At 71.1% G+C, this 23,610-nt stretch carries 24 protein-coding genes and 1 riboswitch; of the genes, 15 read left to right on the top strand and 9 right to left on the bottom strand.

Features of this window, described 5'->3' with window-relative positions; all coding sequences use genetic code 11:
• The first annotated feature begins 14 nt into the window (after positions 1-14).
• Positions 15-998, top strand: a complete 984-nt coding sequence (locus tag PD653B2_RS23675) for a carbohydrate kinase family protein (RefSeq protein ID WP_085874883.1) — start codon at positions 15-17, stop codon at positions 996-998.
• Here PD653B2_RS23675 and PD653B2_RS23670 read toward each other — a convergent pair.
• On the bottom strand, positions 991-1,224 hold the full coding sequence (locus PD653B2_RS23670; protein ID WP_085874882.1) for a sulfurtransferase TusA family protein: 234 nt from the start codon (positions 1,222-1,224) through the stop codon (positions 991-993). The two genes, PD653B2_RS23675 and PD653B2_RS23670, sit on opposite strands and share 8 nt — an antisense overlap.
• The gene (locus tag PD653B2_RS23665) at positions 1,221-2,351 is read right to left on the bottom strand and encodes a cysteine desulfurase family protein (protein WP_085874881.1); all 1,131 of its coding nucleotides are present in this window, start codon (positions 2,349-2,351) and stop codon (positions 1,221-1,223) included. Before PD653B2_RS23665 ends, PD653B2_RS23670 begins: the two co-directional genes overlap by 4 nt.
• Before the next feature lie 93 nt (positions 2,352-2,444).
• On the opposite strand from PD653B2_RS23665, the gene coxB reads away from it, so the two are divergent.
• From coxB to PD653B2_RS23640, 5 genes are all read left to right on the top strand, one after another.
• Positions 2,445-3,431 carry a cytochrome c oxidase subunit II gene (coxB, locus tag PD653B2_RS23660; RefSeq protein WP_207559352.1) on the top strand — a complete coding sequence of 329 codons (987 nt, stop codon included), beginning with the start codon at positions 2,445-2,447 and terminating at the stop codon, positions 3,429-3,431.
• Entirely contained in the window at positions 3,370-5,127 is a 1,758-nt protein-coding gene (ctaD, locus tag PD653B2_RS23655) for a cytochrome c oxidase subunit I (RefSeq protein ID WP_085874880.1), read from the top strand. Before coxB ends, ctaD begins: the two co-directional genes overlap by 62 nt.
• Positions 5,124-5,522 carry a cytochrome c oxidase subunit 4 gene (locus PD653B2_RS23650; protein ID WP_085874879.1) on the top strand — a complete coding sequence of 133 codons (399 nt, stop codon included), beginning with the start codon at positions 5,124-5,126 and terminating at the stop codon, positions 5,520-5,522. Before ctaD ends, PD653B2_RS23650 begins: the two co-directional genes overlap by 4 nt.
• A 130-nt stretch (positions 5,523-5,652) precedes the next feature.
• Positions 5,653-6,870, top strand: coding sequence for a L,D-transpeptidase (locus PD653B2_RS23645; protein WP_085874878.1), 1,218 nt, complete (start codon positions 5,653-5,655; stop codon positions 6,868-6,870).
• Positions 6,871-7,061: 191 nt separating this feature from the next.
• Positions 7,062-8,048, top strand: a complete 987-nt coding sequence (locus tag PD653B2_RS23640; RefSeq protein ID WP_345775759.1) for a type IV toxin-antitoxin system AbiEi family antitoxin domain-containing protein — start codon at positions 7,062-7,064, stop codon at positions 8,046-8,048.
• A 150-nt stretch (positions 8,049-8,198) separates the two neighbouring features.
• Here the strand turns inward: PD653B2_RS23640 and PD653B2_RS23635 are convergent, their stop codons facing one another.
• Genes PD653B2_RS23635 through PD653B2_RS23620 form a run of 4 tightly spaced genes read right to left on the bottom strand, consistent with a single transcriptional unit; the run spans position 8,199 to position 12,585 of the window.
• Positions 8,199-9,950, bottom strand: coding sequence for a cytochrome b (locus tag PD653B2_RS23635; RefSeq protein WP_085874876.1), 1,752 nt, complete (start codon positions 9,948-9,950; stop codon positions 8,199-8,201).
• Between the two features lie 2 nt (positions 9,951-9,952).
• A complete protein-coding gene (locus PD653B2_RS23630; protein WP_085874875.1) occupies positions 9,953-11,056 on the bottom strand; it encodes a ubiquinol-cytochrome c reductase iron-sulfur subunit in 1,104 nt (367 codons plus the stop codon).
• Entirely contained in the window at positions 11,053-11,934 is an 882-nt protein-coding gene (locus tag PD653B2_RS23625; protein ID WP_089504063.1) for a c-type cytochrome, read from the bottom strand. The genes PD653B2_RS23630 and PD653B2_RS23625 overlap by 4 nt, the downstream gene beginning before the upstream one ends.
• A gap of 45 nt (positions 11,935-11,979) precedes the next feature.
• Positions 11,980-12,585 (bottom strand): cytochrome c oxidase subunit 3, encoded by a 606-nt coding sequence (locus PD653B2_RS23620; RefSeq protein WP_278247454.1) that lies wholly within the window; start codon positions 12,583-12,585, stop codon positions 11,980-11,982.
• A 106-nt stretch (positions 12,586-12,691) separates the two neighbouring features.
• Here PD653B2_RS23620 and PD653B2_RS23615 point away from each other — a divergent pair, with 106 nt between their 5' ends.
• From PD653B2_RS23615 to trpD, 3 genes are read left to right on the top strand one after another with little or no spacing between them, the layout of a single operon-like run.
• Positions 12,692-13,645, top strand: a complete 954-nt coding sequence (locus PD653B2_RS23615) for a cytochrome c oxidase assembly protein (protein WP_242665423.1) — start codon at positions 12,692-12,694, stop codon at positions 13,643-13,645.
• 10 nt (positions 13,646-13,655) lie between these two features.
• On the top strand, positions 13,656-14,075 hold the full coding sequence (locus tag PD653B2_RS23610; protein ID WP_207559351.1) for a response regulator transcription factor: 420 nt from the start codon (positions 13,656-13,658) through the stop codon (positions 14,073-14,075).
• Positions 14,075-15,100 carry an anthranilate phosphoribosyltransferase gene (gene trpD, locus PD653B2_RS23605; RefSeq protein ID WP_085874873.1) on the top strand — a complete coding sequence of 342 codons (1,026 nt, stop codon included), beginning with the start codon at positions 14,075-14,077 and terminating at the stop codon, positions 15,098-15,100. The genes PD653B2_RS23610 and trpD overlap by 1 nt, the downstream gene beginning before the upstream one ends.
• Here trpD and PD653B2_RS23600 read toward each other — a convergent pair.
• Genes PD653B2_RS23600 through PD653B2_RS23590 form a run of 3 tightly spaced genes read right to left on the bottom strand, consistent with a single transcriptional unit; the run spans position 15,097 to position 17,804 of the window.
• Positions 15,097-15,726: a YgjV family protein gene (locus PD653B2_RS23600; protein ID WP_085874872.1), complete on the bottom strand. Its 630-nt coding sequence runs from the start codon at positions 15,724-15,726 to the stop codon at positions 15,097-15,099. The genes trpD and PD653B2_RS23600 overlap by 4 nt on opposite strands.
• Positions 15,727-15,733: 7 nt before the next feature.
• Complete coding sequence (locus PD653B2_RS23595; protein WP_085874871.1) at positions 15,734-16,012, bottom strand: Lrp/AsnC family transcriptional regulator; 279 nt, start codon at positions 16,010-16,012, stop codon at positions 15,734-15,736.
• A gap of 10 nt (positions 16,013-16,022) precedes the next feature.
• A complete protein-coding gene (locus tag PD653B2_RS23590) occupies positions 16,023-17,804 on the bottom strand; it encodes a DEDD exonuclease domain-containing protein (RefSeq protein WP_085874870.1) in 1,782 nt (593 codons plus the stop codon).
• A gap of 92 nt (positions 17,805-17,896) precedes the next feature.
• Between PD653B2_RS23590 and PD653B2_RS23585 the strand changes: the two genes are divergently transcribed.
• From PD653B2_RS23585 to PD653B2_RS23560, 6 genes are all read left to right on the top strand, one after another.
• A complete protein-coding gene (locus PD653B2_RS23585) occupies positions 17,897-18,166 on the top strand; it encodes a hypothetical protein (RefSeq protein ID WP_085874869.1) in 270 nt (89 codons plus the stop codon).
• Between the two features lie 11 nt (positions 18,167-18,177).
• Positions 18,178-19,461 (top strand): NYN domain-containing protein, encoded by a 1,284-nt coding sequence (locus PD653B2_RS23580; protein ID WP_085874868.1) that lies wholly within the window; start codon positions 18,178-18,180, stop codon positions 19,459-19,461.
• A gap of 72 nt (positions 19,462-19,533) precedes the next feature.
• Positions 19,534-19,743 carry a hypothetical protein gene (locus PD653B2_RS23575; RefSeq protein ID WP_085874867.1) on the top strand — a complete coding sequence of 70 codons (210 nt, stop codon included), beginning with the start codon at positions 19,534-19,536 and terminating at the stop codon, positions 19,741-19,743.
• Positions 19,744-19,914: 171 nt separating this feature from the next.
• A riboswitch (cyclic di-AMP (ydaO/yuaA leader) is annotated at positions 19,915-20,079 on the top strand.
• 95 nt (positions 20,080-20,174) lie between these two features.
• A complete protein-coding gene (locus PD653B2_RS23570) occupies positions 20,175-21,089 on the top strand; it encodes a C40 family peptidase (RefSeq protein WP_242665424.1) in 915 nt (304 codons plus the stop codon).
• 62 nt (positions 21,090-21,151) lie between these two features.
• A complete protein-coding gene (locus tag PD653B2_RS23565) occupies positions 21,152-22,363 on the top strand; it encodes a hypothetical protein (protein WP_085874865.1) in 1,212 nt (403 codons plus the stop codon).
• Complete coding sequence (locus PD653B2_RS23560) at positions 22,360-23,598, top strand: M48 family metallopeptidase (RefSeq protein ID WP_085874864.1); 1,239 nt, start codon at positions 22,360-22,362, stop codon at positions 23,596-23,598. The genes PD653B2_RS23565 and PD653B2_RS23560 overlap by 4 nt, the downstream gene beginning before the upstream one ends.
• The last annotated feature ends 12 nt before the right edge of the window (positions 23,599-23,610 follow it).

Below are 23,610 nucleotides of genomic sequence, written 5' to 3'. Positions count from 1 at the left end.
GTAGTCTTCGCGGCATGTCGCTGCTCATCGCCGGGTCGATCGCCACCGATCACCTGATGACCTTCCAGGGCAAGTTCGCCGACTCCCTCGTGGTGGAGCAGCTGGACAAGCTCTCCGTCTCCTTCCTCGTCGAGGACCTCGAGATCCGGCGGGGCGGGGTGGCGCCCAACATGTGCTTCGGCCTCGGACGGCTCGGGCTGCGACCGGTCCTGGTCGGGTCGGCCGGCGAGGACTTCGCCGACTACCGCTCCTGGCTGGAGCGACACGGCGTCGACTGCTCGCACGTGCGCATCTCCGACACCCGGCACACGGCGCGGTTCGTCTGCACGACCGACGCCACGATGGCGCAGTTCGCCTCGTTCTACCCGGGCGCGATGAGCGAGTCCCGGCTGATCGAGCTCTCGCCGATCGTGGCGCGGGTCGGCACACCCGACTACGTGCTGATCGGCGCCGACGACCCCGACGGGATGCTCCGGCACACCGAGGAGTGCCGCCAGCGCGGCTACCCCTTCATCGCCGACCCGAGCCAGCAGCTCGCCTTCAGCGAGGGAGACCTGATCCGCAAGCTGATCGACGGCGCCGCGATCCTCTTCTCCAACGAGTACGAGTCGCACATGATCGAGCAGAAGACCGGCTGGTCGGCCGCCGAGATCCTCTCGCGGGTCGGCATCCAGGTCACCACCCTCGGCAAGAACGGCGTCCAGATCCTGCGCGAGGGCGAGCCCACCATCGAGCTGCCGGCCGCGAGCAACGTCGTCGCCCTCGAGCCCACCGGCGTCGGTGACGCCTTCCGCGCCGGCTTCCTGGCCGCGATGACCTGGCAGGTCGGCCTCGAGCGGGCCGCCCAGGTCGGGTGCGTGCTCGCCGCCTACGTCGTCGAGACCGTCGGCACCCAGGAGTACACCTTCACCGCGAGCCAGTTCCTGGCCCGGATCGAGGAGTCCTACGGCCGCGAGGCGGCCGACGACGTCGAGCCGCACCTCAAGGCGATCAGCTAGCTCTCCGGACGAGGTAGCGCGGCACGCCGTCCGCGGCCGGCTCCACGCCGACGTACTCCTGACCGCGCATCCGGCACCACGCCGGTACGTCGGTCCGCGCGGCCACGTCGGTGGCCGCGACCGCGACCAGCCCGCCGACCGGCACCTCGGTGTAGCGCTTCCCGAGCTCGATGACCGGCAGCGGGCAGAGCATCCCGCGGCAGTCCAGCTCGAGATCCGCGGTCACAGTCCCGCCTCGGCGCGGATGTCGCGGACGACCTGGGGGAGCGCGGCCAGGAAGCCGTCGACCTGCTCGTCGGTGGTGTCGCGGGTCAGCGAGACCCGGACGTTGCCGTGGGTGAGCACCCCCATCGCCTCGAGCACCCGGCTGGGGGTGAGCGTCGACGCGGTGCAGGCCGAGCCGCTCGCCACGCCGTACCCCCGTCGGTCGAGCTCGGTCACCAGCGCCTCGCCGTCGACGTACAGGCAGGAGAAGGTGACCAGGTGGGGCAGCCGGTCGACCGGGTCGCCGACGACTTCGACGTCCGGCACGGCGGCGGCCGCCGCCCGGATCCGGTCGATCAGCGCGAACTGGCGGGCGTTGACCTCGTCCCGCTCCGCCACGACGGCGCGGAGCGCGGCCGCCGCGGCCAGGGCGGCGGGGACGTTCGGGAAGCCGGTCGCGGACTCGTCGAGCGGGTCCTCGCCGGGGAACGCGTTGGCCCAGAACGTCCCCTTGCGGACGACGAGGACGCCGACCCCGGCGGGACCGCCCCACTTGTGGGCCGAGCCGGCGAGCACGTCCCAGCGGTCGGGGAGCGGCAGCCGACCCATCGACGCGCCGGCGTCCACGAACAAGGGGGTGCGGTCGGGCAGGTCGAGGCGGTCGAGCGGCTGGAGCGTGCCGACCTCGTGGTTCGCCGACTGGACCGCGACGGCGGCGAGGCCCGCGGGCACCGGCCCGGTCACCCGCCCGAGCCGGTCGACCGGGAGGACGACGTGGTCCTCCGACCGGGTCCACTCGAGCGCGTGCAGCACGGCGGAGTGCTCGACGGCCGAGTAGGCGACCGCGGAGCCGGCCCAGGGCCGCCCGGCGCGCAGGCCGAGGAGGCCGCGGTGCACGGCCTCGGTGCCGGAGTGGGTGAACGACACCTCGTCGGGTCGCACGCCCAGGCACTCCGCGACCACGGCGCGCGCATTGTCGAGGAGCAGCCGCGCGTCACGGCCCGGACCGTGCAGCCGGCGCGGGTCGGCGTACCCGCGGTCCAGGGCCGCCAGCAGGGTGTCGCGGGCGGCGGGATGGAGGGGCTCGGAGGAGGCTGCGTCGAGATAGGCCGACGGGGGCACCCGCGGTCCGTCAGCGGCATTTGTCACACACCGAACGTACCGGGTGCCCCACCGCTCAAACCGGTCCTCGATTCCTATAGTGTTCGGCGTATCCGAGATCGTTGAGAGAGAGGCTCGTTCGTGGGTCTGCAACTCCCCAAGCGTGTGGCCGGCAACCACGGGACAGCCCGTCGAGTGACCGCCCTCGCCGTCCTCGGCATCAGCGTGCTGGTGCTGGGCGGCTGCTCCTCCGAGACCAAGGGGGAGTGGGAGCGGTTCGCGATGCCGGACCCGGCGTCCGAGCAGGGCGAGCACATCTTGAACCTGTGGCAGGGCGCGTGGATCGCCGCCCTGATCACGGGCGTGATCGTGTGGGCCCTGATCTTCTACGCGATCTTCCACTTCCGCCGTCGCAGCGACGACGAGATCCCGATCCAGACGCGCTACAACCTGCCGCTCGAGATCTTCTACACGATCGCGCCGGTCATCATGGTGATCGTCTTCTTCGTGCACACGGTGGACACCCAGAACTTCGTCCTCGACGACGACCGCAAGGTCGACAACACGATCGAGGTCACCGGCCAGCAGTGGTCGTGGACCTTCAACTACGGCATCGGCGAGCAGGACCGCTCGGCCGACGACGACCTGTTCGACGACCAGTTCCCCTACTCGTCGTACGTCCACGAGGCCGGCACCGGCTCGCACATCCCGACCCTGGTCCTGCCGGTCGGCCTGACGACGCGCTTCAACCTGCACTCGCCCGACGTGATCCACGACCTCGGGGTGCCGGCGTTCCTCATGAAGATGGACGTCGTCCCCGGTCGCGTGAACCACTACGAGATCACGCCGACCCGCGAGGGCTCGTTCCGCGGGAAGTGCTACGAGCTCTGCGGCGTCTACCACTCGCGGATGCTCTTCAACGTCGAGGTCGTGAGCGTCGAGAAGTACCAGGAGTACCTCCAGCAGCTCCAGGACGCCGGCGCCGAGTCCGACGCGCCGCTGCTCGGCGGCTCCTTCGCCAGCACCCAGGCCGGGCTCTCCGGCGACGAGCCGAGGAGGGGGCGGAGTGACCGCCACGACCGCACACCCGACCGCCACCGGAGGGACGGAGCGCCCGCGTCTCGGTGAGCAGGTCGCGCGGGTCCTGACGACCACCGACCACAAGCTGATCGGCAAGCTCTACCTCGGGACGTCGTTCGCCTGGTTCCTCGTGGGCGGCCTGATGGCGATGCTGATCCGCTCCGAGCTCGCCTACCCGGGCATGCAGGTGGTCAACGACGAGCTGTACAACCAGCTCTTCACGATGCACGGCACGATCATGCTGCTGCTGTTCGCGACGCCGCTGTTCTTCGGGTTCGGCAACGTGATCATGCCGCTCCAGATCGGCTCGCCGGACGTCGCGTTCCCGCGCCTGAACATGTTCAGCTACTGGCTGTTCCTCTTCGGTGGGCTGATCGCCGCCTCCGGCTTCCTGACCCCGCAGGGCGCGGCCGACTTCGGCTGGTTCGCCTACACGCCGCTCTCCGACGCGATCCGCTCACCCGGCGTCGGCGGTGACCTCTGGATCATGGGCCTGTGGATGGCCGGTCTCGGCACCATCCTCGGTGCGGTCAACTTCATCACCACGATCATCTGCATGCGCGCGCCCGGCATGACCATGTTCCGGATGCCGATCTTCGTCTGGAACACGCTGGTCACCAGCCTGCTCGTGCTGATCGCCTTCCCGGTCCTGGCCGGCGCGCTGCTCTCGCTCGAGGCCGACCGCCAGCTCGGCGCCCACGTCTTCGACACCGCCCACGGCGGCGCGATCCTGTGGCAGCACCTGTTCTGGTTCTTCGGGCACCCCGAGGTCTACATCATCGCGCTGCCGTTCTTCGGCATCGTCACCGAGATCCTGCCGGTCTTCAGCCGCAAGCCGATCTTCGGCTACATCGGCCTGGTCGGTGCGACGCTCGGCATCGCGATCCTCTCGGTCGCGGTGTGGGCGCACCACATGTTCGTGACCGGCGCGGTCGACCTGCCGTTCTTCTCGGGCATGACGTTCCTGATCGCGGTGCCCACAGGAGTGAAGTTCTTCAACTGGATCGGCACGATGTGGGGCGGGTCCGTCTCGTTCGACACGCCCATGCTCTGGTCGATCGGCTTCCTCACGACGTTCCTCTTCGGTGGCCTGACCGGCATCATCCTGGCCAGCCCGCCGCTCGACTTCCACGTCTCCGACTCCTACTTCGTGGTCGCGCACTTCCACTACGTCGTGTTCGGCACGGTGGTGTTCGCGATGTTCGCGGGCTTCTACTTCTGGTGGCCGAAGATGACCGGCCGGATGCTCGACGAGCGCCTCGGCAAGCTGCACTTCTGGCTGCTGTTCATCGGCTTCCACACGACGTTCCTCGTGCAGCACTGGCTGGGGGTGGAGGGCATGCCGCGGCGCTACGCCGACTACCTGCCCGACGACGGCTTCACCACCCTCAACCAGGTGTCGACGATCGGTGCGTTCCTGCTCGGTGCCTCGACGCTGCCGTTCCTCTACAACGTCTACGTGTCGCGCCGGGCGCCCCTGGTCAACACCGACGACCCGTGGGGCTGGGGCCGCTCGCTCGAGTGGGCGACCAGCTGCCCGCCGCCGCGCCACAACTTCGTGACGATCCCGCGGATCCGCTCCGAGTCTCCGGCGTTCGACCTCCACCACCCGGAGGTCGCGGCGATCGAGCTGGAGGACAACGAAGCCGCTCGCGACGGTGACGTCGCGGACGCACCCGACATGGAGGGTCGCGAGGAGATGCTCCGCGACCGCAACGCCGACCCGGAGGGCGACGCCCGATGAAGTCTGAAGCCTGGATCTTCGGGATCTGCACGATCTTCTTCGTGCTGGTGAGCCCCGCCTACTGGTTCATCACCGGTGACTGGACCGGCACCTCCGCGCTGACGATGACGACCCTGCTCTCGGCCATGGTGACCCTCTACCTCGGGTTCCACGCCAAGAACATGGACCCACGTCCCGAGGACCGCAAGGACGGCGACATCGCGGACGGCGCCGGCGAGCTGGGCTTCTTCCCGCCGTACTCCTGGTGGCCGCTGTGGTGCGCCCTCGCGCTCGGTGTGTGCGTGTACGGCGTCGCGGCCTACGCGTGGTGGCTCTTCATCATCGGGGTCGCCCTGGGTGCCCTGGCGCTGGTGGGCTGGATCTTCGAGTACTACCGCGGCGAGCACGCGCACTGACGCTCGCCACGGCGGTTTGGTTGCGCTCGGACGGCGTGAGCCTTCGCACGTCGCGCCGAATCGGACTCGTGGGGCCCGGCGGTTACGCTGGACGTACGACCGCACGCAGCCAGTCACGGGGAGTTTTCGCATGTCCGAGAGTCGTCAGCGCCGACACGGGCGCCGAGCGATCGCCGGCGCAGCCGCGCTCGTCGCCATCGCCGCCCTGGGCCTGACGGCCTGCGACACCAACGACGCGCCCCTCGTCGGCTCGGAGCCCACCGACGCCACCAGCAGCTCGGCGGCGCCGGTCGCGAAGCCGAAGGTCAGCCTCAACGTCGAGAGCGGCACCGCCGACGTCTCGGTCGACACCACCCTGGCCGTCACGGTCGCCAACGCGGAGCTCGAGTCGGTCGACGTGACGTCGACCGAGGGCGCCCTCGCGGGCACCATGGCCGGCAACGGGCTCTCCTGGAAGGCCGACAGCCGCCTCGAGCCCGGCACGTCGTACGTCGTGAAGACGGTCGCGCAGGGCACCAACGGCAAGCAGGTCCGCCGTACGTCGAAGTTCACGACGCAGGACCTCACCCTCGACGAGCAGACCTACCCGTCGGTGGCCCCGCTGGCCGGCGAGACGGTCGGCGTCGGGATGCCGGTGATCGTCACGTTCGACCTCCCGGTGACCGAGCGTGCGTCGTTCGAGAAGCACATGAGCGTCACGTCGACCCCCCGCCAGCCGGGCGCGTGGCACTGGCTCAGCGACACCGAGGCCCACTGGCGCCCGAAGACGTACTGGAAGGCCGGCACCGACGTGCACGTCGACGTCGACGTGAACAGCATCCCGGCGGGCCACGGCATCTACGGCCAGGAGAGCCGCCAGCTGGACTTCGAGGTCGGGGACGCGCACATCTACAAGGTCGACGCGCAGACCCACCAGATGAAGGTCTTCAGCAACGGCTCCCTGCTCCGGACGATCCCGATCACCACCGGCAAGGCCGGCTTCACCACTCGCTCCGGCACCAAGGTGATCATCGAGAAGTTCGACTCGAAGCGGATGAACTCCGAGACCGTCGGCATCACCGGTGCGGAGGCGTACGACCTCGACAACGTCCAGTGGGCGATGCGGCTGACCTACTCGGGCGAGTTCATCCACGCCGCCCCGTGGTCGGTCGGCTCCCAGGGCTACGCCAACGTGTCCCACGGGTGCACCGGGATGAGCACCGACAACGCGGCCTGGCTCTACGCCATGAGCCGCCGCGGCGACGTGGTCGAGTACACCGGCACCGACCGCCCGATGACGCTCGACAACGGCTACGGCGACTGGAACGAGTCCTTCGCCCAGTACGCCCAGGCATCCGCTCTCTCCTGATCGCTGACCCGTCGCTTGGGTGCGCGTGAGAGCGCTGACCCGTCGCTTGGGTACGCGTGAGAGCGCTGACCCGTCGCTTGGGAACGCGTGAGAGCGCTGACCCGTCGCTACGGCGCGCACGTCGACGCGTTGTCCACAGGTGACCACTGCGTCTGATTGGCGACCTGGTCGGTGGGGGCATCGACCTGCCCATGACCGACGTACCCCGACACACGCCTTTCCTGGGACCGGATGCTCCGGTTCCCATCGACCGACCTTTCACCTCTGCTGAGGCACGGGCAGCCGGGGTCAGCCGGCGCCAGCTGGCGACCTGGGTGGCGGACGGCCTGCTGATCACCCCGATCCGTGGGGTCGCGTACGCCGCGCAGCTCGCCGACGGACTCGAGCTGCGTGCCGCCTGCCTGAGGCTGGTGGTCCCGGACGACGCCGTCGTCACCGACCGCACTGCCGGGTGGTTCCACGGTGCGTCGATGGTGCTCGCGCCCAACGACCACCTCGCGGTCCCTCCGGTCTCGATGTATCGGTCGAGAGCGGGATACCGGCTCCGCAACGACCTCACCCAGAGCGGGGAGCGCACCTTCCTCCCGGGGGAGGTGGTGCAGATCGGCGACCTTCACGTCACGAGCAAGCTCCGTACCGCCTGCGATCTCGGGTTGTTGCTGCCGCGGGAGCAGGGGTTCGCCGGCATGGACGCCATGGCAGCGATCGCCGACTTCGATGCGAGCGATCTCGTCAGGCTCGGTGACAGCCGGTTCAAGGGGTACCGGGGCGTGCGGACGTTCCGTGGCACGGCGCCGTACGTCGACGGTCTGGCCCAGTCGCCGCCCGAGAGCGTGATGAAGCTGCGGTGGCGCGACTGCCAGGAGCTGCCGCTGCCGGTCCCGCAAGTGCCTGCGAAGGGGCCCGACGGGTGGTTCTACCTGGATCTCGGAGTCCCCGACCTCCGGTACGCGGCCGAGTACGACGGACCCCAGTGGCACGGGCCGGAGCGCCAGGAGCACGATCGTGCTCGCCGGTCGTGGCTGGTCGAGCACGAGGGGTGGATCGTCGACGTCTTCACCGCGTCCGATCTCTGGGGTCCGGGCGCGCACGTCGAGCGTCGACTCCGGGCCGGCATCGTCGCCGCCCGTCGGCGCTTCGGCGGTCTGACCTGGTCCGGCCAGGATCGCGGTCCGTGATGAAGCGACGGGTCAGCACTCCCAGAGCGTGCCGAAGCGACGGGTCGGCACTCCCAGAGCGTGCCGAAGCGACGGGTCAGCGAAACGACCGAGGCCGCCCGACTCCCGTTGGGGGGAGAGGGGCGGCCTCGGAGTGGCCCTGCAGTGGCGTCAGTGCGAGCGCAGGTTCTCGTCCTCGACCAGGTGGTGGCCGTCGAACTGGTGGCCGTCGGCGGCGTGGCCGTCCATCGGGCTCTGCAGCTCGTGCTCGTGCTCGGCGTGGTGGTGGCCCGCAGCGAGCTCCTCCGGCGTCGGCTTCTGCACGTTGTCGGCGTACCAGACCGTGCGGATCCGGTTGCGGAGACCCGTGAAGCGTCCCTTGGCCGGGCCCGGCAGGCCGTTGGCGTCGACCTCCTCGTGGTGACCGTTCGGCACCGGGTCGCGGTCGCGCGCCGTGAGCGTGTAGGCCCGCGACGGCGCCAGCGGCAGGTGCTTCTCGGAGTAGCCACCCTCGGCCGACCGCATGATGATGCCGGTCTCGTAGCCGTGGAGCAGGTCGTCGTTGTCCTTGCGCTGCAGCGAGATGCACCAGCGCCGGGTGATCACGAAGGCGATGACCGGACCGATGAAGACCGCCGCCCGCAGGAAGTACGTGATCTGGTTGATCGACGCGTGCAGCCTGATCGCGATGATGTCGTTGCCGCCGGCCGCCCAGAAGAGGCCGTACATCGTCATCAGCGCGACCATGGTGGCCGTCCTGGTCGGCGCGTTGCGCGGGCGCTCCAACAGGTGGTGCTCGCGCTTGTCGCCGGTGATCCAGGCGTCGATGAACGGCAGCAGCAGCAGGATCGTGAACATCAGCATCGGCAGCACCAGGATGGGCAGCAGCACGTTCCAGCTGAGCGTCACGCCCCAGAAGTGCGACTCGATGCCGGGCATGATCCGCAGCGCCCCGTCCGGCCAGCCCATGTACCAGTCGGGCTGGGAGCCCGCGGTCACCTTGGACGGGTCGTACGGGCCGTACTTCCACACCGGGTTGATCGACAGCACCGCACCCATCAGGGCGGTCACGCCGAACACGATGAAGAAGAAGCCACCGGCCTTGGCGGCGTACACCGGGAGCATCGGGAAGCCCACGACGTTCTTCTCGGTGCGGCCGGGACCAGGCCACTGGGTGTGCTTGTGGTAGACGAGCAGCAGCATGTGGGCCGCGATCAGCGCCAGCAGCAGGCCCGGGATCAGCAGCACGTGGATCGTGTAGAGCCGCGGGATGATCGCCTCACCCGGGAACTCGCCGTCGAAGAGGAAGAACGACATGTACGTGCCGACCACCGGCGTCGCCTTGACGAAGCCGTCGGCGGCGCGGACGCCCGTGCCCGACAGCAGGTCGTCGGGCAGCGAGTAGCCGGTGAAGCCCTCGAGCGTGCCGAGGAGCAGCAGCAGCGAGCCGATCACCCAGTTGAGCTCGCGCGGCTTGCGGTAGGCGCCCGTGAAGAACACCCGGAGCAGGTGCACCATCATCGACGCGATGAAGAGCATCGCGGCCCAGTGGTGCATCTGGCGCATCAGCAGGCCGCCGCGGACGTCGAAGGAGAGCTTGAGGCTCGAGGCGTACGCCTCGGACATGTGGATGCCGCGCAGCTGCTCGTAGGAGCCGTGGTAGGTGACCTCGCCCATGCTCGGCGTGAACCAGAGGGTGAGGAACACGCCGGTCAGCAGCAGGACGACGAAGCTCCACAGCGCGATCTCGCCCAGCATGAACGACCAGTGGTCGGGGAAGACCTTGCGCAGGTTCTTCTTGGCCATCGATGCGAGGCCGAGGCGCTCGTCGGCCCAGGTGGCGATCGCGCCTGCCCGGCTCGGCTTCTTGGCCGTCGCCGCGGTCGTCGTGTTGCTGGTGGCGACCTTGCTCGTGTCCACCATGATCAGCCACGCTCCCAGAAGCTAGGTCCCACAGGTTCGTCGAATGGTGCCTGCGCCACGAGGTAGCCCTCGGAGTCGACCTCCAGCGGCAGCTGCGGCAGCGCGCGGGCCGCGGGGCCGAAGACCACCTTGGCCGAGTCGGCGAGGTCGAAGGTCGACTGGTGGCAGGGGCAGAGCAGGTGGTGGGTGGTCCGCTCGTAGAGCGAGATCGGGCAACCCACGTGCGTGCAGATCTTGGAGTAGCAGACGATCCCGTCGACGGACCAGTTCTCGCGGCCCTTGCCTGGGATGATGTCGTCGGGCTCCATCCGGACGACCACGACGGCACCCTTGGACTTGTTGATCTGGAGCACGACGCCCTCGAGGGGCTCGCCGTCCTCACCGCCGTTGAAGAGGGCCTCGGGCTCGGCGTTGACGAGGTCACCGATCTCGAGGTCCGAGGGCTTGATCGGCGTGCCGACGACATCGCGTACGACGCGCATGCCCTTCGCCCAGATGGTGTGCTCGATGCCGGCGCCGGGGTAGTCGATCTTCTTGTCCGGGCCGACCTGGTGCGGCGTGGGGCCGAGGTCGCGCAGCATCACGACGGCCGGCAGACCGAGCAGGCCCAGCGCGCCGAGCAGCGAGTTGCGGACCAGCGGGCGCCGGCCGATGCCGGACTCCTCGAGGCCGGCGTTGAGCGCGGCCAGCGTCGCCTGGCGGTCCTCCTCGGAGGATGCGGCGGGGTGGCGGTACTCGACGATCTCCTGGTCGGCCATCAACTTGCGGGCCCACTGGATGATGCCGATGCCGATGAAGAGCAGCATGCCGGCCATGGAGAGGCCGATCGTCAGGTTGGAGGCGCCGAAGCCGCCGATGACGTCGGGGTCCTCGCCGATCTCGAAGGCGAAGTAGGAGACGATCAGGAGGATCGTGCAGACGGCCGACAGCCCGAAGAGGGTCGCCACCTGCCGCTCGGCGCGCTTCTCGGCCTTCGGGTCGACGTCCGTGGGACGCCAGTGGTGCTCCGGCAGGCCCGGGTTGGCGAACAGGTCGTCGCGAGCGGGCAGGTTCTCGTCCACGGGCTCGTCGTGCGCGTGGTCGTCGTTCGTGGGCGGGGTGCTCACGCCTCCACCTTCTTCTTGTCCGAGCGGGTCGTGTGGGCGGCGATCCAGACGGCGGCGCCGGTCAGCAGGCCGATGCCGAACAGCCAGGCCGCCAGGCCCTCGGGCACGGGGCCCATGCCGCCGAATCCGAAGCCGCCGTAGCTGGGCATCTCGTCGAGCGAGCCGAGGTAGGCGATGACGTCGCGCTTCTCGTCGGGGGAGAGGTTGCCGTTGGAGAAGTTCGGCATGTTCTGCGGGCCGGTCAGCATGGCCTCGTAGATGTAGCGCGGCTCGACGCCGCGGATCTTCGGCGCGTAGCCGCCGCGCGGCATCGCGCCGCCGGAGCCCTCGAAGTTGTGGCACGCCGTGCAGTTGGTGAGGAAGATCTGACCGCCGCGGGTGATCGCCTCCTGGCGCTCCTCGTCGGACAGGCCCTCGATGCTGTAGTCGCCCTCGTCGGGGATCGCCGGGCCGGGGCCCAGCGAGGCGACGTACGCCGCCAGCGCGGCGACCTCGTCGTCGGTGTAGGTCGGGGTCTTGCTCGGCACCTGAGCGCCGGGCTGGGCCATCGGCATCCGGCCGGTGCCGACCTGGAAGTCGACGGCTGCGGCGCCGACGCCGACCAGGGACGGGCCGAGCTGGTTGTCGCCGCCCTGGGAGTCGATGGTGCGGACACCCTCACCGTTCTGGCCGTGGCAGAAGGCGCAGCCCACGAGGAAGAGCTCACGTCCCTGGGCGATCTGCTCCTCGCTGGCCGTCGTCTGATCCGCCGACGCGGGGGAGAACGCGGTGTAGAGCCCACCGGTCAGCAGCAGGCCCAGCAGCAGGACCATGAACCCGGCGAGCGGGCCGCGGCGGTGCCGGGACAGTCGACCCGCCGAGCGATTCAGGAGACGCACATCTAGTCCTTCGGTTTCGGGATGCGGTTCGGTGGCCGAGAAGCGCTACTTGACGAGGTAGATGGTCGCGAACAGCCCGATCCAGACGACGTCGACGAAGTGCCAGTAGTACGACACGACGATGGCGCTCACGGCCTGCTCGTGGGTGAACTTGCGCGCGACGAGGGTGCGGCCGAGCACGAAGAGGAAGGCGATCAGCCCGCCGGTCACGTGGAGACCGTGGAAGCCGGTGGTGAGGTAGAACATCGTGCCGTACGCCGAGTCCTGGATCGTCACGCCCTCCTTGACGAGCGAGGCGTACTCGGTGGCCTGGCCCGCGATGAAGATCGCGCCCATGACGTAGGTGAGCACGAACCACTCGCGCAGGCCCCAACCCTTGACCCGGAACACCGAGCCGGTGCGGCCGACCTGCCCGCGCTCGGCGGCGAACACGCCGAGCTGGCAGGTCAGCGACGACAGCACCAGGATCGTGGTGTTCACCGATGCGAACGGGACGTCGAGGATCGCGGTGTTCTCGGCCCACAGCTCGGGGCTCACCGCGCGGATCGTGAAGTACGACGCGAAGAGCGCGGCGAAGAACATCAGCTCGCTCGAGAGCCAGATGATCGTCCCGACGCTGACCATGCTCGGTCGGTCGTGGTGCCCGTGCAGTCGGGAGGCCGGAATCGCGGTTGCTGTCGCCACGCGGTCATTATGTCGTGACCCGAGGACGAGGGCACCCCGACCCCCTGTGTTTGGGGGTCATAAAGTTCACAACGTGCTCATCCCGTCCGCCGGAACCGTCCTCGACGCCGCCGGCGCGCTCCCGCGCTTCACGTTCGGCACCGTCTTCACCGAGTGGTCGCTGGCCCCGATCCCGTTCGTCATCACCGTCTGGGTGGCGGGTCTCTACCTGTACGGCGTGCACCTGCTGCACCGCCGCGGGGACCGCTGGCCGGTGGGGCGGACGATCGCGTTCGTCGTCCTCGGGATGGGCTCGTTCTACTTCGCGACGGCGTCCGGTCTGGGGACCTACGACCTCACCCTGCTGAGCGTCCACATGGTCCAGCACATGATCCTGGCGATGCTGGTCCCGATGGCGCTCGCGCTGGGGGCGCCGGTCACCCTCGCGCTCCGGACGCTGCCGCCGGCGCCGCGGCGCTGGCTGCTCGCCGTGCTGCACTCCTGGCCGGCGAGGGTCCTGACCTTCCCGCCCCTCACGCTGCTGCTCTACGTCGTGTCGCCCTGGGCCCTCTACTTCTCCGGCTGGTACGACGCGACCCTCCACTCGGCGTACCTCCACGAGGTGATGCACATCCACCTCGTGCTCGTCGGCTCGCTCTTCTTCTGGCCGATCGTCGGGGTGGACCCGGTCCCGGGCCGGGTGAGCTACCCGTTCCGGATGCTGCTGGTGGTGCTGACGCTGCCGTTCCACGCGTTCCTCGGGGTCACGATCATGGGCGAGACCGAGCTGATCGGCGGGTCCTGGTACCCCGACCTGCACGACGGTCCGCTGGGCTCCTGGCTGCCGGAGCCGATCGACGACCAGCACCTCGCCGGCGGGATCCTCTGGGGCTCGGGCGACCTGGTCGCGCTGGTGCTCTTCGGCGTGCTGTTCACCCAGTGGGTGCGCGCGTCGCTCAAGGAGGCCACGCGCGAGGACCGCCGCCTCGACCTCCTCGAGGCGCGAGAAGCGGCGGCATCGCGCCGCGCACCGGAGAGTGAGCGGTAGCATCGCCGCCGTGAGCGACTCGACCTCTCCCCGGACCGCGCTGCGCGTGCTCGTCTACAGCGACGACGTCAACACCCGCCAGCAGGTGATCCTCGCGCTCGGCCGCCGGCCCCACCCCGACCTGCCCGAGCTCGAGTACGTCGAGGTCGCCACCGAGCCGGTCGTGCTGCAGAACATGGACGCCGGCCTGATCGACCTCGCGATCCTCGACGGCGAGGCCGTGCCCGCCGGTGGCATGGGCATCGCCAAGCAGCTCAAGGACGAGATCTTCCGGTGCCCGCCGATCGTCGTGCTGACCGGCCGCCCGCAGGACGCCTGGCTGGCGACCTGGTCGCGGGCCGAGGCCGCCGTGCCACACCCGCTGGACCCGATCCAGCTCGCCGAGACCGTGGTCTCGGTGCTGCGCTCGCACGTGCCCGCCACGACCTGATGTCGAGCTGGCCCGACGTCCTCGGTGCCCTGGTCGCGGGGCAGGACCTCACCGCCGAGCAGACCGCGTGGGCGATGGGGGAGGTGCTCTCGGGCGAGGCGTCGCCGTCGCAGGTCGCCGGCTTCGCGGTCGCGCTGCGGGCCAAGGGGGAGTCGGTCGACGAGGTCACCGGCCTCGTCGAGGCGATGTACGCCGTCGCGACCCCGATCACGGTCTCCGGACGGCTGCTCGACGTCGTCGGCACCGGCGGCGACCGCTCGATGTCGGTCAACATCTCCACGATGGCCGCGATCGTCGCCGCCGGCGCCGGCGCCCGCGTGGTCAAGCACGGCAACCGGTCCGCGTCGTCCCAGTCCGGCAGCGCCGACGTGCTCGAGCAGCTCGGCATCCGGCTCGACCTGCCGCCCGCCCGCGTGGCCGCGGTGGCGGAGGAGGCCGGCATCACGTTCTGCTTCGCCGCCGCCTTCCACCCCGCGATGCGGCACGCCGCGGTCACCCGCCGCGAGCTCGGCATCGGCACGACGTTCAACATCCTCGGACCGCTCACCAACCCGGCCCGCGCCGGAGCCCTCGCGATCGGCTGCGCCGACCTCCGGATCGCCCCGGTCATGGCCGGCGTCTACGCCCGTCGCGGTGTCGACGCCTGGGTGGTGCGCGGCGACGACGGCCTCGACGAGCTGACCACGACGACGACGTCGCGGGTCTGGTGGGTGCACGGCGGCGAGGTCACCGAGTCGGTCCTCGACCCGGCCGACATCGGCGTCCCGCGCGGGACCACCGAGGCCCTGCGCGGCGGCGACGCGGCCCACAACGCCGACGTCGTACGCCGGCTCCTGGCCGGCGAGACCGGCGCCGTGCGCGACGCCGTCCTGCTCAACGCCGGCGCCGCGCTCGCGGTGTACGACGCGCCCGGCACCCCGCCGGCCGACGCGCTCGCCGCCGGCGTCGAGAAGGCGCGCGACGCGGTGGACTCGGGCGCCGCGCGCGCGGCGCTCGACCGCTGGATCGAGGCCAGCTCGGTCTAGGGCAGGTCGAGCACGTACTCCCGGCCGTTGCTGCGGAAGCCGACGTGGTCGTAGTAGGCCCCGATCATGTGCGGCGGGGTGATCACCTGGCGGAAGCCGAGGTCGGCCAGCAGACCGCTGCGCCGCCACACGAACTCGCCCGGCGTGAAGTCACGGTAGCGGGGGGTCACGTAGTCGAGCAGGATCCGGGCGACGTCGCCGTCGCGGCGCAGCAGCACCACCCCGACGGTCTCGTCGGCGCGCATCACGATGAAGGCGAGGTCGCGGTCGGGCTGCGGGTCCCAGGCGAAGTCGGGCTGGAAGCGCAGGATGTCGGTCCGGTGGTTGCGCAGCACGTGGTGCAGGTAGTCGTCGCCCAGGCCGACGCCGAGGACCTCGAACGCCGCCTCGTCGTGGCGCTCACCGAGCAGCTTGACGATGAACCAGACGTTGATCGACGCGAGCACGACGTTCATGCCGACCATCGGCCACACGCCGAGCATCGCGTTGAAGACGATCAGGATCAGGCAGCCGATCGTGTTGAGCGTGCGGAAGCGCAGCACCCGCGCCTGCAGGAGCGAGAACACCAGCAGGGCGCTGCCGCCCCATCCGACGAGGTCGAGCCAGTGGTCGCTCAGCCAGTCCACGGGTGGGTCAGTCCAGGCCGAGCGAGAACGCCGACTCGAGGTCGTGACGCGAGTAGGTGCGGAACGCGATGTGGGTCTCGGTGGCGTTGACGCCGGGCACCTTGTTGAGGCGGTCGGCGACGACGTCCGAGACGTCCTCGTGGTTGCGCACCCGGACCAGGGCGATCAGGTCGATCTGACCGGTGACCGAGTAGACCTCGCTGACCCCGTCGAGCGCGGCGATGGCCTCGGCGACCTCCGGGATCCGGGCGACGTCGGCCTTCACGAAGACGATGGCGGTGATCATGGCGGTCAGGCTAACGGGTCGGCTGGTGGACCGTGGAGACCTCGCGGCGGTCGTCGAACGGCACCAGGGAGAGCCGGGACTGGTTGACCGCGTCGTGGATGGCCAGGTGGCGGGTGGCGCCGGCGACCGGGCAGGTCCACTCGCCGTCGACGTCGACCAGGCGGATCCCCGGCGACTCCAACCAGCGCAGCACCCTCTCGGTCTCCTCGGCGGTCGCGGCCGGCACCGGGCCGGGGGCCGTGGCGACCGTCTCAGCCGAGAGCCGCAGCGTCGCGACGTAGGAGTGCGCGTCGGCGCCGGGCGGGATCACCCCGGCGGCGGCGAGCCGACCGAAGCGCACCACGTGGACGGCCCAGCGGCCGTCGTCCTCGCGCCGGGCGGCGACCACCTCGGGGCAGCGGGTCAGCGCGGAGAGCCGCTGGGTGCGGGCCGCGGCGCGCACGAACGCCGCGAGCCGGTCCCGGTGGACGCCGGCCTCCTCGAACCGCTCGTCGGCGGCCAGCGCCGCCATCCGCGTGTTGATCGCCTCCACCACCTCGTCAGGACGCCGGAGCAGGGAGTCGCGCAGCTGGCGCACCACGGCGGCGTACGTCGTGGCGTCGACGCTGCCGTCGCACGGGGAGAGGCAGCGCCCCATCTCGGCCAGCACGCACGGGGCCCGCGAGGGCGTGAGGGACAGCCGGTCGGAGCACTGGCGGACCGGGAACGTCTCGTGCAGCGCGGTCAGGCACTTCTCGGCGGTCTTCCGCGACGAGAACGGGCCGAGGTAGTCGGCGCCGTCGTCGAGCACCCGGCGCACCAGCGACAGCCGCGGCCACGTCTCGCGGGTGAGCTTGACGAAGTGGACCTTCTCGGGGAACCGGGAGCGCCGGTTGTAGCGCGGCTTGTGCTCCGCGATCAGCCGCAGCTCGCGCACCTCGGCCTCGAGCGCGGTCGCGCACTCGATGCCGTCGACGCGGCTCGCGATGCCGACCATCTCGCCCATCCGCGAGCGGGTCTCGGAGGCGGTGAAGTAGGAGCGGACCCGCGAGCGCAGGTCGCGGGAGGTGCCGACGTAGAGGACCCGCGCGCGGTCGTCGCGGAAGAGATAGACGCCCGGGGCATGGGGGAGCGACTCGGCGAGGTGCCGCTTCTTGCGCTGCGCCGTGGTGACCCGCGAGGAGAACGTCTGCAGCTCCTCGAGCGTCTGGACGCCGAGACCGCCGAGCCGCTCCATCAGCCCGTGGAGGACGTCGACGGTCGCCCGGGCGTCGGAGAGCGCGCGGTGGTTGGGCGTCGTGGTCGACCCGAACGCCTTGGCCAGCGACGACAGCTTGCAGTTGGGCGCGTCGTCGCGGGTGATCACCCGGCGCGCGAGCTTGGCGGTGTCGAGGACCTCGAAGCGCGGCCAGGGCCGCTCCTGCCGGGCGGCGAAGTGCTTGAGGAAGCCGACGTCGAACGGGGCGTTGTGGGCGACCAGCACCGAGCCCGCCGCGAACTCCAGGAACGCCGGCAGCGCCGACTCGATCGAGGGCGCGTCGGCGACCATCGAGTTGCTGATGCCGGTGAGCACGGCGATGAACGCCGGGATCTCGGTGTGGGGGTTGACCAGGGTCTGGAACTCACCGAGCACCTCGCCGCCGCGCACCTTCACGGCGCCGATCTCGGTGATCATCGCGCCGCCCTCGGCCGAGCCGCCGGTGGTCTCGAGGTCGACGACGCAGAACGTGATGTCGCGCAGCGGGCGTCCCAGCTCGTCGAAACTGCGTTGCGACTCCCACTGGGAGGTCGCACGCTGAACGCCGGTAGCCATGCCGTCGACGCTAGATCGGTGCACCGACATTCCCGGGGCGGCGCGCGGGAAACCATAGGGTGTGGCCAGAACGGCCCGAGAGAGGAGCGCAGATGAGCACCGCCATCCCCGACGACGCGCACCGCTGGCGCTGCTCGGGCTGCGGCAACCTCACCCGCTTCGACGTCACGCGCACCCGTCGTACGACGGAGTTCTGGCACTTCGACCTCGCCGGCGACCACACCGTCGAGGAGACCGAGCTGCGCGGCGAGTCCGTCGAGGCCGTCGCCTGCCGGTGGTGCGGTCGCTCCGACGCGATCGAGGTCGTGCCGCGTCACCAGGCCGACGACCAGCCCGTCACCGCCGAGCCCGGGACGAGCTGACGGGCCCGGCCATGACCGTCCCCGTGCTCCGCTCGCTGGTCGAGCTCCCGGAGCCGGTGCGCACCCGCATCGTCGCGCTGACCGCCGACGCGCTGCCCGACGTACCCCGGCTCCCTGCGTCGGTTCGACGGGTCGCGACCTTCGCGCCCGCCCGCCGGGCCCGTCTCGGCGGCACCGCGATCGCCGAGGCGCTGGCCGACGACGACTTCCGGGCCCGGGTCGGCACCCAGGTCGCGGCCCGGCCGGCTCCGGCGGGCGACGACCCGGCGACCGAGGCCGCGCTGGACTGGCTGACCCGTCCCGACGACTGGGAGGCCGCCTTCGACGACGCCGTACGGCGGGTCGCCGAGCGCACCGGGCCTCCCGACGACCGTGCGGACCGAGCCGACCGGGAGCTGGACCGGCTGCGCGTCAAGCTGGCCGACGCGGAGCAGACGGTGCGCGACCTGCGCGCGGCCCAGCGGGCCCAGCTCGACGAGATCAAGGCCGACAACGCGGCGCTGCGCCGCAAGCTCGGCGACACCCGGGCCGCCGAGCGCGAGGCGCGGGCCGCCGCCGACGAGGCCGACGTCGCCCGGCTGGCCGCGGAGTCCGACGCGGAGCAGCGCTGCGCCGCGCTGGAGAAGGAGAACCGCCGGCTGCGTGGCCAGGTCGAGCGCCTCGAGGCCGAGGCGACGCAGGGCCGCCGTGACGCGCGGTCGGAGCGCGACGAGGCCACGCTGCGGGCCCGGGTCCTGCTCGAGACGGTGATCGATGCGGCGAGCGGGCTCCGTCGCGAGCTGGCGCTGCCCGCGGTCAGCGGCTCGCCGGGCGACCGGGTCGAGGCCGACCTGGCCGAGTCCGGCGCCCGCGTCCCGAGCTCGGCCGGCGCGTGGGGACCGTCGAGCCCGGCGCTCCTCGAGCAGCTGCTCGCGATGCCGCGAGCTCGGTTGATCGTCGACGGCTACAACGTGAGCAAGTCCGCCTGGCCGGCCTCGTCGCTGGAGGCGCAGCGGATCCGGCTCGTCACCGGCCTGGCGCCCCTGGTGGCGCGCACCGGCGCGGAGACCACCGTCGTGTTCGACGCGGCCGACACCGACCACCGGCCGCCGGTGAATGCGCCCCGAGGGGTCCGGGTGCTGTTCAGCCCGCGCGGCGTGATCGCCGACGACGTGATCCGCGACCTGGTGGCGGCGGAGCCGAGCGGCCGCGCCCTGGTCGTGGTGTCCGACGACCGCGAGGTCGCCGAGGACGCCGCCCGCGGCGGCGCCCGGGTCGCGGCGACCGGCGCGCTGCTCGCCCTGTTGGCGCGCTGAGGCGCACCCCGACACGCCGAGGGGTGGTCCGGCCGGCCCCCACTGTCGGTGGTCCCTGCGAGCGTTCCCGGCATGACGACGAGAATCGACTGCGACACCTGCTCCGTGCGGGGTCTGCACTGCCACGACTGCGTGGTGACGGTGCTGCTCGGTCCGCCACCCGAGCTCACCTTCGACGACGACGCGGGCCGGGCCCTCGACGTCTTGGCCCGCGGGGGCCTGGTGCCTCCGCTACGGCTGGTTCAGCCCCTCGACGGGCCGCCGCAGGTCGAGTCCGCCTGAGTCTCCTGTGACGGGTGTAACGGAAGTGACCCGCATCCGTAAAGAATCGTCGTTCGGGGCGAGAAACATCGCGCGACATGGGTCGAAAGTTGGCCAGCACCCGGACCCGCCACTAACGTGTGTCGCTCAGGTGGCCGTGGCAGTGGATCACTCGGATCCGCGCGGCCGCCGCGCTGAGTTCCGGACTCCTCCACCTCCGTGGGGGAGCCCGGAAGCCGGGGAACCAACTCACCTGGGGTGAATCCCTCGCAAGGCGGAGGCACGCACCGTGGCCACCGCGGAGCGGGGGTAGGGCAAACGTTGTGCCCGAACCCGTCAGCTCACCCGGTAGGCGTACGACGTGCAAGGGAGAGCGCCCGCTCGTGCAGAACGGCCGCAAGCGTTTCATCACGATCCTTTCTGGGTGCGCCATGATCGCGGCGGTGGGCTTCATGCCCTCCTCCCCGGCGCAGGCCCAGCCCGACATCGACGACGTGCAGGCCCGGGTCGACCGCCTCTACCACGAGGCGGAGCAGGCCTCGGAGCGCTACAACGACGCCAAGCTGGAGCTCCAGGAGCTCACCAGCGACCTCGGCTCCCTCAGAGCCGACCAGGGCCGCCAGGACCAGGAGCTCGAGGCGGTCCAGAACCAGGTGCAGGACTCCGTCGTGCGTCAGTACGAGGGGCAGAACCTCTCCGCCGTCGGCCAGGTCGTCGTCTCCGACGATCCTGAGGCGTTCCTCTCCCAGCTCTCGACCATGTCGGCCTTCAACGACATGCAGTCGCAGCTCTTCGACGACTACGCCACCGAGCTGAAGGCCCTCGACATCCGCCGCGCCGCGACGGAGAAGCGGGCCGCCCAGGTCGCCGAGACCCAGAAGCGGCTGGCCGAGGAGAAGGCCACCATCGACGACAAGCTCGCCGAGGCCCAGGACCTGCTCGGCGACCTCAAGGCCGAGGAGCGCGAGGCGATCCTGTCGCGCGGCGAGGTGCGCGTCCCCTCCGACGTCCCGGCCTCCGGTCGGGCCGCGGCCGCGGTCTCCTACGCCATGGCGCAGGTCGGCAAGGCGTACGTCTATGGCGCAGCCGGTCCGAGCGCGTTCGACTGCTCCGGTCTGACGATGATGGCGTGGGCCCAGGCCGGCGTCGCGCTGCCGCACTCGTCGAGCGCCCAGTACTCCTCCGGACCGCACGTCGCCGAGAGCGACCTGCAGCCCGGTGACCTGGTGTTCTACTACAGCCCGATCAGCCACGTCGGCATGTACATCGGCAACGGCATGATCGTGAACGCCGAGAACCCCGGCTCCGGGGTCCGCGTCACCAGCCTGCACGCCATGCCGTACGTCGGCGCCGTACGGCCCGGCTGACCCACGGCTGATAGTTGGCCGAACCCGCACGCTCACGACTGGCCGGTCGCCCACGGTGGTGGGTGGCCGGCCTTTCGCTGTGCCTGCTGGTGGTGGTCGGGCTGCTCGCCTGGACGATCACCGACGACGACCCGTACGTCGCCCCGGCACCGGCGCCGGTCGAACGGAGCGTCCAGCCCGCGCTGGCGACGGAGACCCTGGCCCGCTTCGTGCGTGCCGTCGACGACGGTGACGCGGACGCCGCCCGGGCGCTCGCGCCGGAGGGTGACACCGACACCGCCGACCTGCTGGCCGGGATCGTGCGCAACGCCCAGCTGCTCGAGGTCGACGACTTCGCGCTGCGCTACGTCGACGCGGAGGACTCGCTCTCCCGTCCCGACGACTCCTGGAGCGCGGCCGCGGACGCGACCTGGCAGTTCCACGGGTTCGACCGGGCTCCGGCCAGCGCCGAGATCCAGGTGCAGCTGCAGAACGACGGAGACCGGGTCGCGCTGACCGGCTTCGGGGGCGGCGACCGGATCTCGCCCCTGTGGCTGACCGGCCCGCTCCAGGTGCGCCGTACGCCCCGGACCCTGGTGATGGTCGACGGCACCGCGGCCGCCGCCGACGGCTACGCCCGCCGCGCGACCGCGGCGGTGCCGGTCGTACGTCGGGTCCTGCCGCAGTGGCACCGCGGCCTGGTGGTCGAGGTGCCGTCGTCGGTCGGGGCGCTCGACCAGGCGCTCGACGCAGCCCAGGGCACCTACGACCAGATCGCAGCGGTGACGACCGCGGCCGACGGTTCGCTCGCGCCGGACGCGCCCGTGCACGTCTTCGTGAACCCCGACGTCTTCGGCGGCCTCCGGCCGACCGGCGCCCAGGTCGTGATGAGCCACGAGGCCACCCACGTCGCCACCGACGCGTGGGTGAGCCAGCTGCCGCTGTGGCTGCTCGAGGGCTTCGCCGACTACGTGGCGCTCCGCGACGTCGACCTGCCGCTGGCCACCTCGGCGTCCCAGATCATCGCCGAGGTGCGCCGCGACGGGCCGCCGCGGGCGCTCCCGGGGGCCGCCGAGTTCAACACGCAGACGAAGGACCTGGGCGCGACGTACGAGAGCGCGTGGCTGGCCTGCCGGCAGCTCGCGATCGACGGCGGCGAGGACGCGCTCGTGTCCTTCTACCGCCGCGTCGACCGGGGGACCGACCTCGCCACCGCGCTGCGTGCGTCGTTCGGGCTGACCGTCGCGGGCTTCACGGAGCAGTGGCGGACCCTCCTGTCAGACTTGGCGGAGTGAGCCCCGCCCCCGACCGTCGCGTCGCGCTGATCGTCACCGCTGTGGGCGGCATCGCCTTCGTGGTCCTGGCGGTCCTGCTGGTGCCGTGGCACCCGGTGCCGGGAGGCACCCCGTCGCCGGCCGCGGCCGACTCGGTGTTCACCCCGGCCGAGATCGCCCGAGCCGAGGACTACTCGCAGTGGGCCCGCGTGTGGAGCTGGAGCTCGCTCGGGGTCTCCCTGGTCATCGCCTGCGTGCTCGGCTTCAGCCGCTGGGGCCGGCGCTTGGTCGGGCGGCTGCCCGGCTGGTGGTGGGTGCGGGTCCTCCTCGGCGTGACGCTGGTCGAGCTGGTCGGACGGGTGGTCACGCTCCCGTTCGCCGTGCTGCTGCGCCGCCACGTCCTCGACTACGGCCTGAGCACCCAGGCGTGGTCGGGGTTCGCGGTGGACCTCGTCAAGCACCAGGTGGTCAACACGGTGGCCACGTCGGTCATGCTGATCGTGCTGCTCGGCTGCGCGCGCCGGTGGCGGCGGGCCTGGCCCGCGGTCGCGGGCGGGCTGCTCGGGGTGCTGGTCCTCGCCGGCTCGTTCGTCTACCCCGTCGTGATCGAGCCGCTCTTCAACAGCTTCACCTCGCTGCCCGACGGCCGGCTGCGGACCGCGGTCTTCGCGCTCGCCGACCAGGAGGGCGTGCCGATCGACGACGTCCTGGTCGCCGACGCCTCACGCCGTACCACGACCCTAAACGCCTACGTCTCCGGCTTCGGAGGCACCCGGCGGGTGGTGCTCTACGACAACCTCGTCGACGACGTGCCGCAGGACCAGGCGCTGTCGGTGGTCGCCCACGAGCTCGCGCACGCCCAGCACGACGACGTGCTCACCGGCTCGCTCCTGGGCGCGGCGGGCGCGGTCTTCGGGGTCGGTCTGCTGGCCCTCCTCGTCGGCGCGGTGGGGGAGCGCCGCGGACTGTCGATCCGGGACCCCGCGGTGGTGCCGCTGGTGCTGGCGCTGATCGCCGTCGGCACCGTGCTGGCCAGCCCGATCGAGAACGGCATCAGCCGGCAGATCGAGACCCGCGCCGACGTCGACGCCCTCCAGGTCACCCGCGACGGCGATGCGTTCGTCGGCGTCCAGCGCCAGCTGGCGCTGCGGTCCCTGGCCGACCCCACCCCGCCCGCGTGGTCGCAGTTCTGGTTCGGCTCCCACCCCACCGGCCTCACCCGGATCGCGATCGCTCGTCAGCTGACGGGGGAGTAGGCGCGGGCTTGC

The sequence above is a fragment of the Nocardioides sp. PD653-B2 genome (genome assembly GCF_002117935.1).
Lineage (GTDB): Bacteria > Actinomycetota > Actinomycetes > Propionibacteriales > Nocardioidaceae > Nocardioides.
Note: the sequence above shows the minus strand (reverse complement) of the source record. Positions and strands in the feature narration are given on the sequence as shown.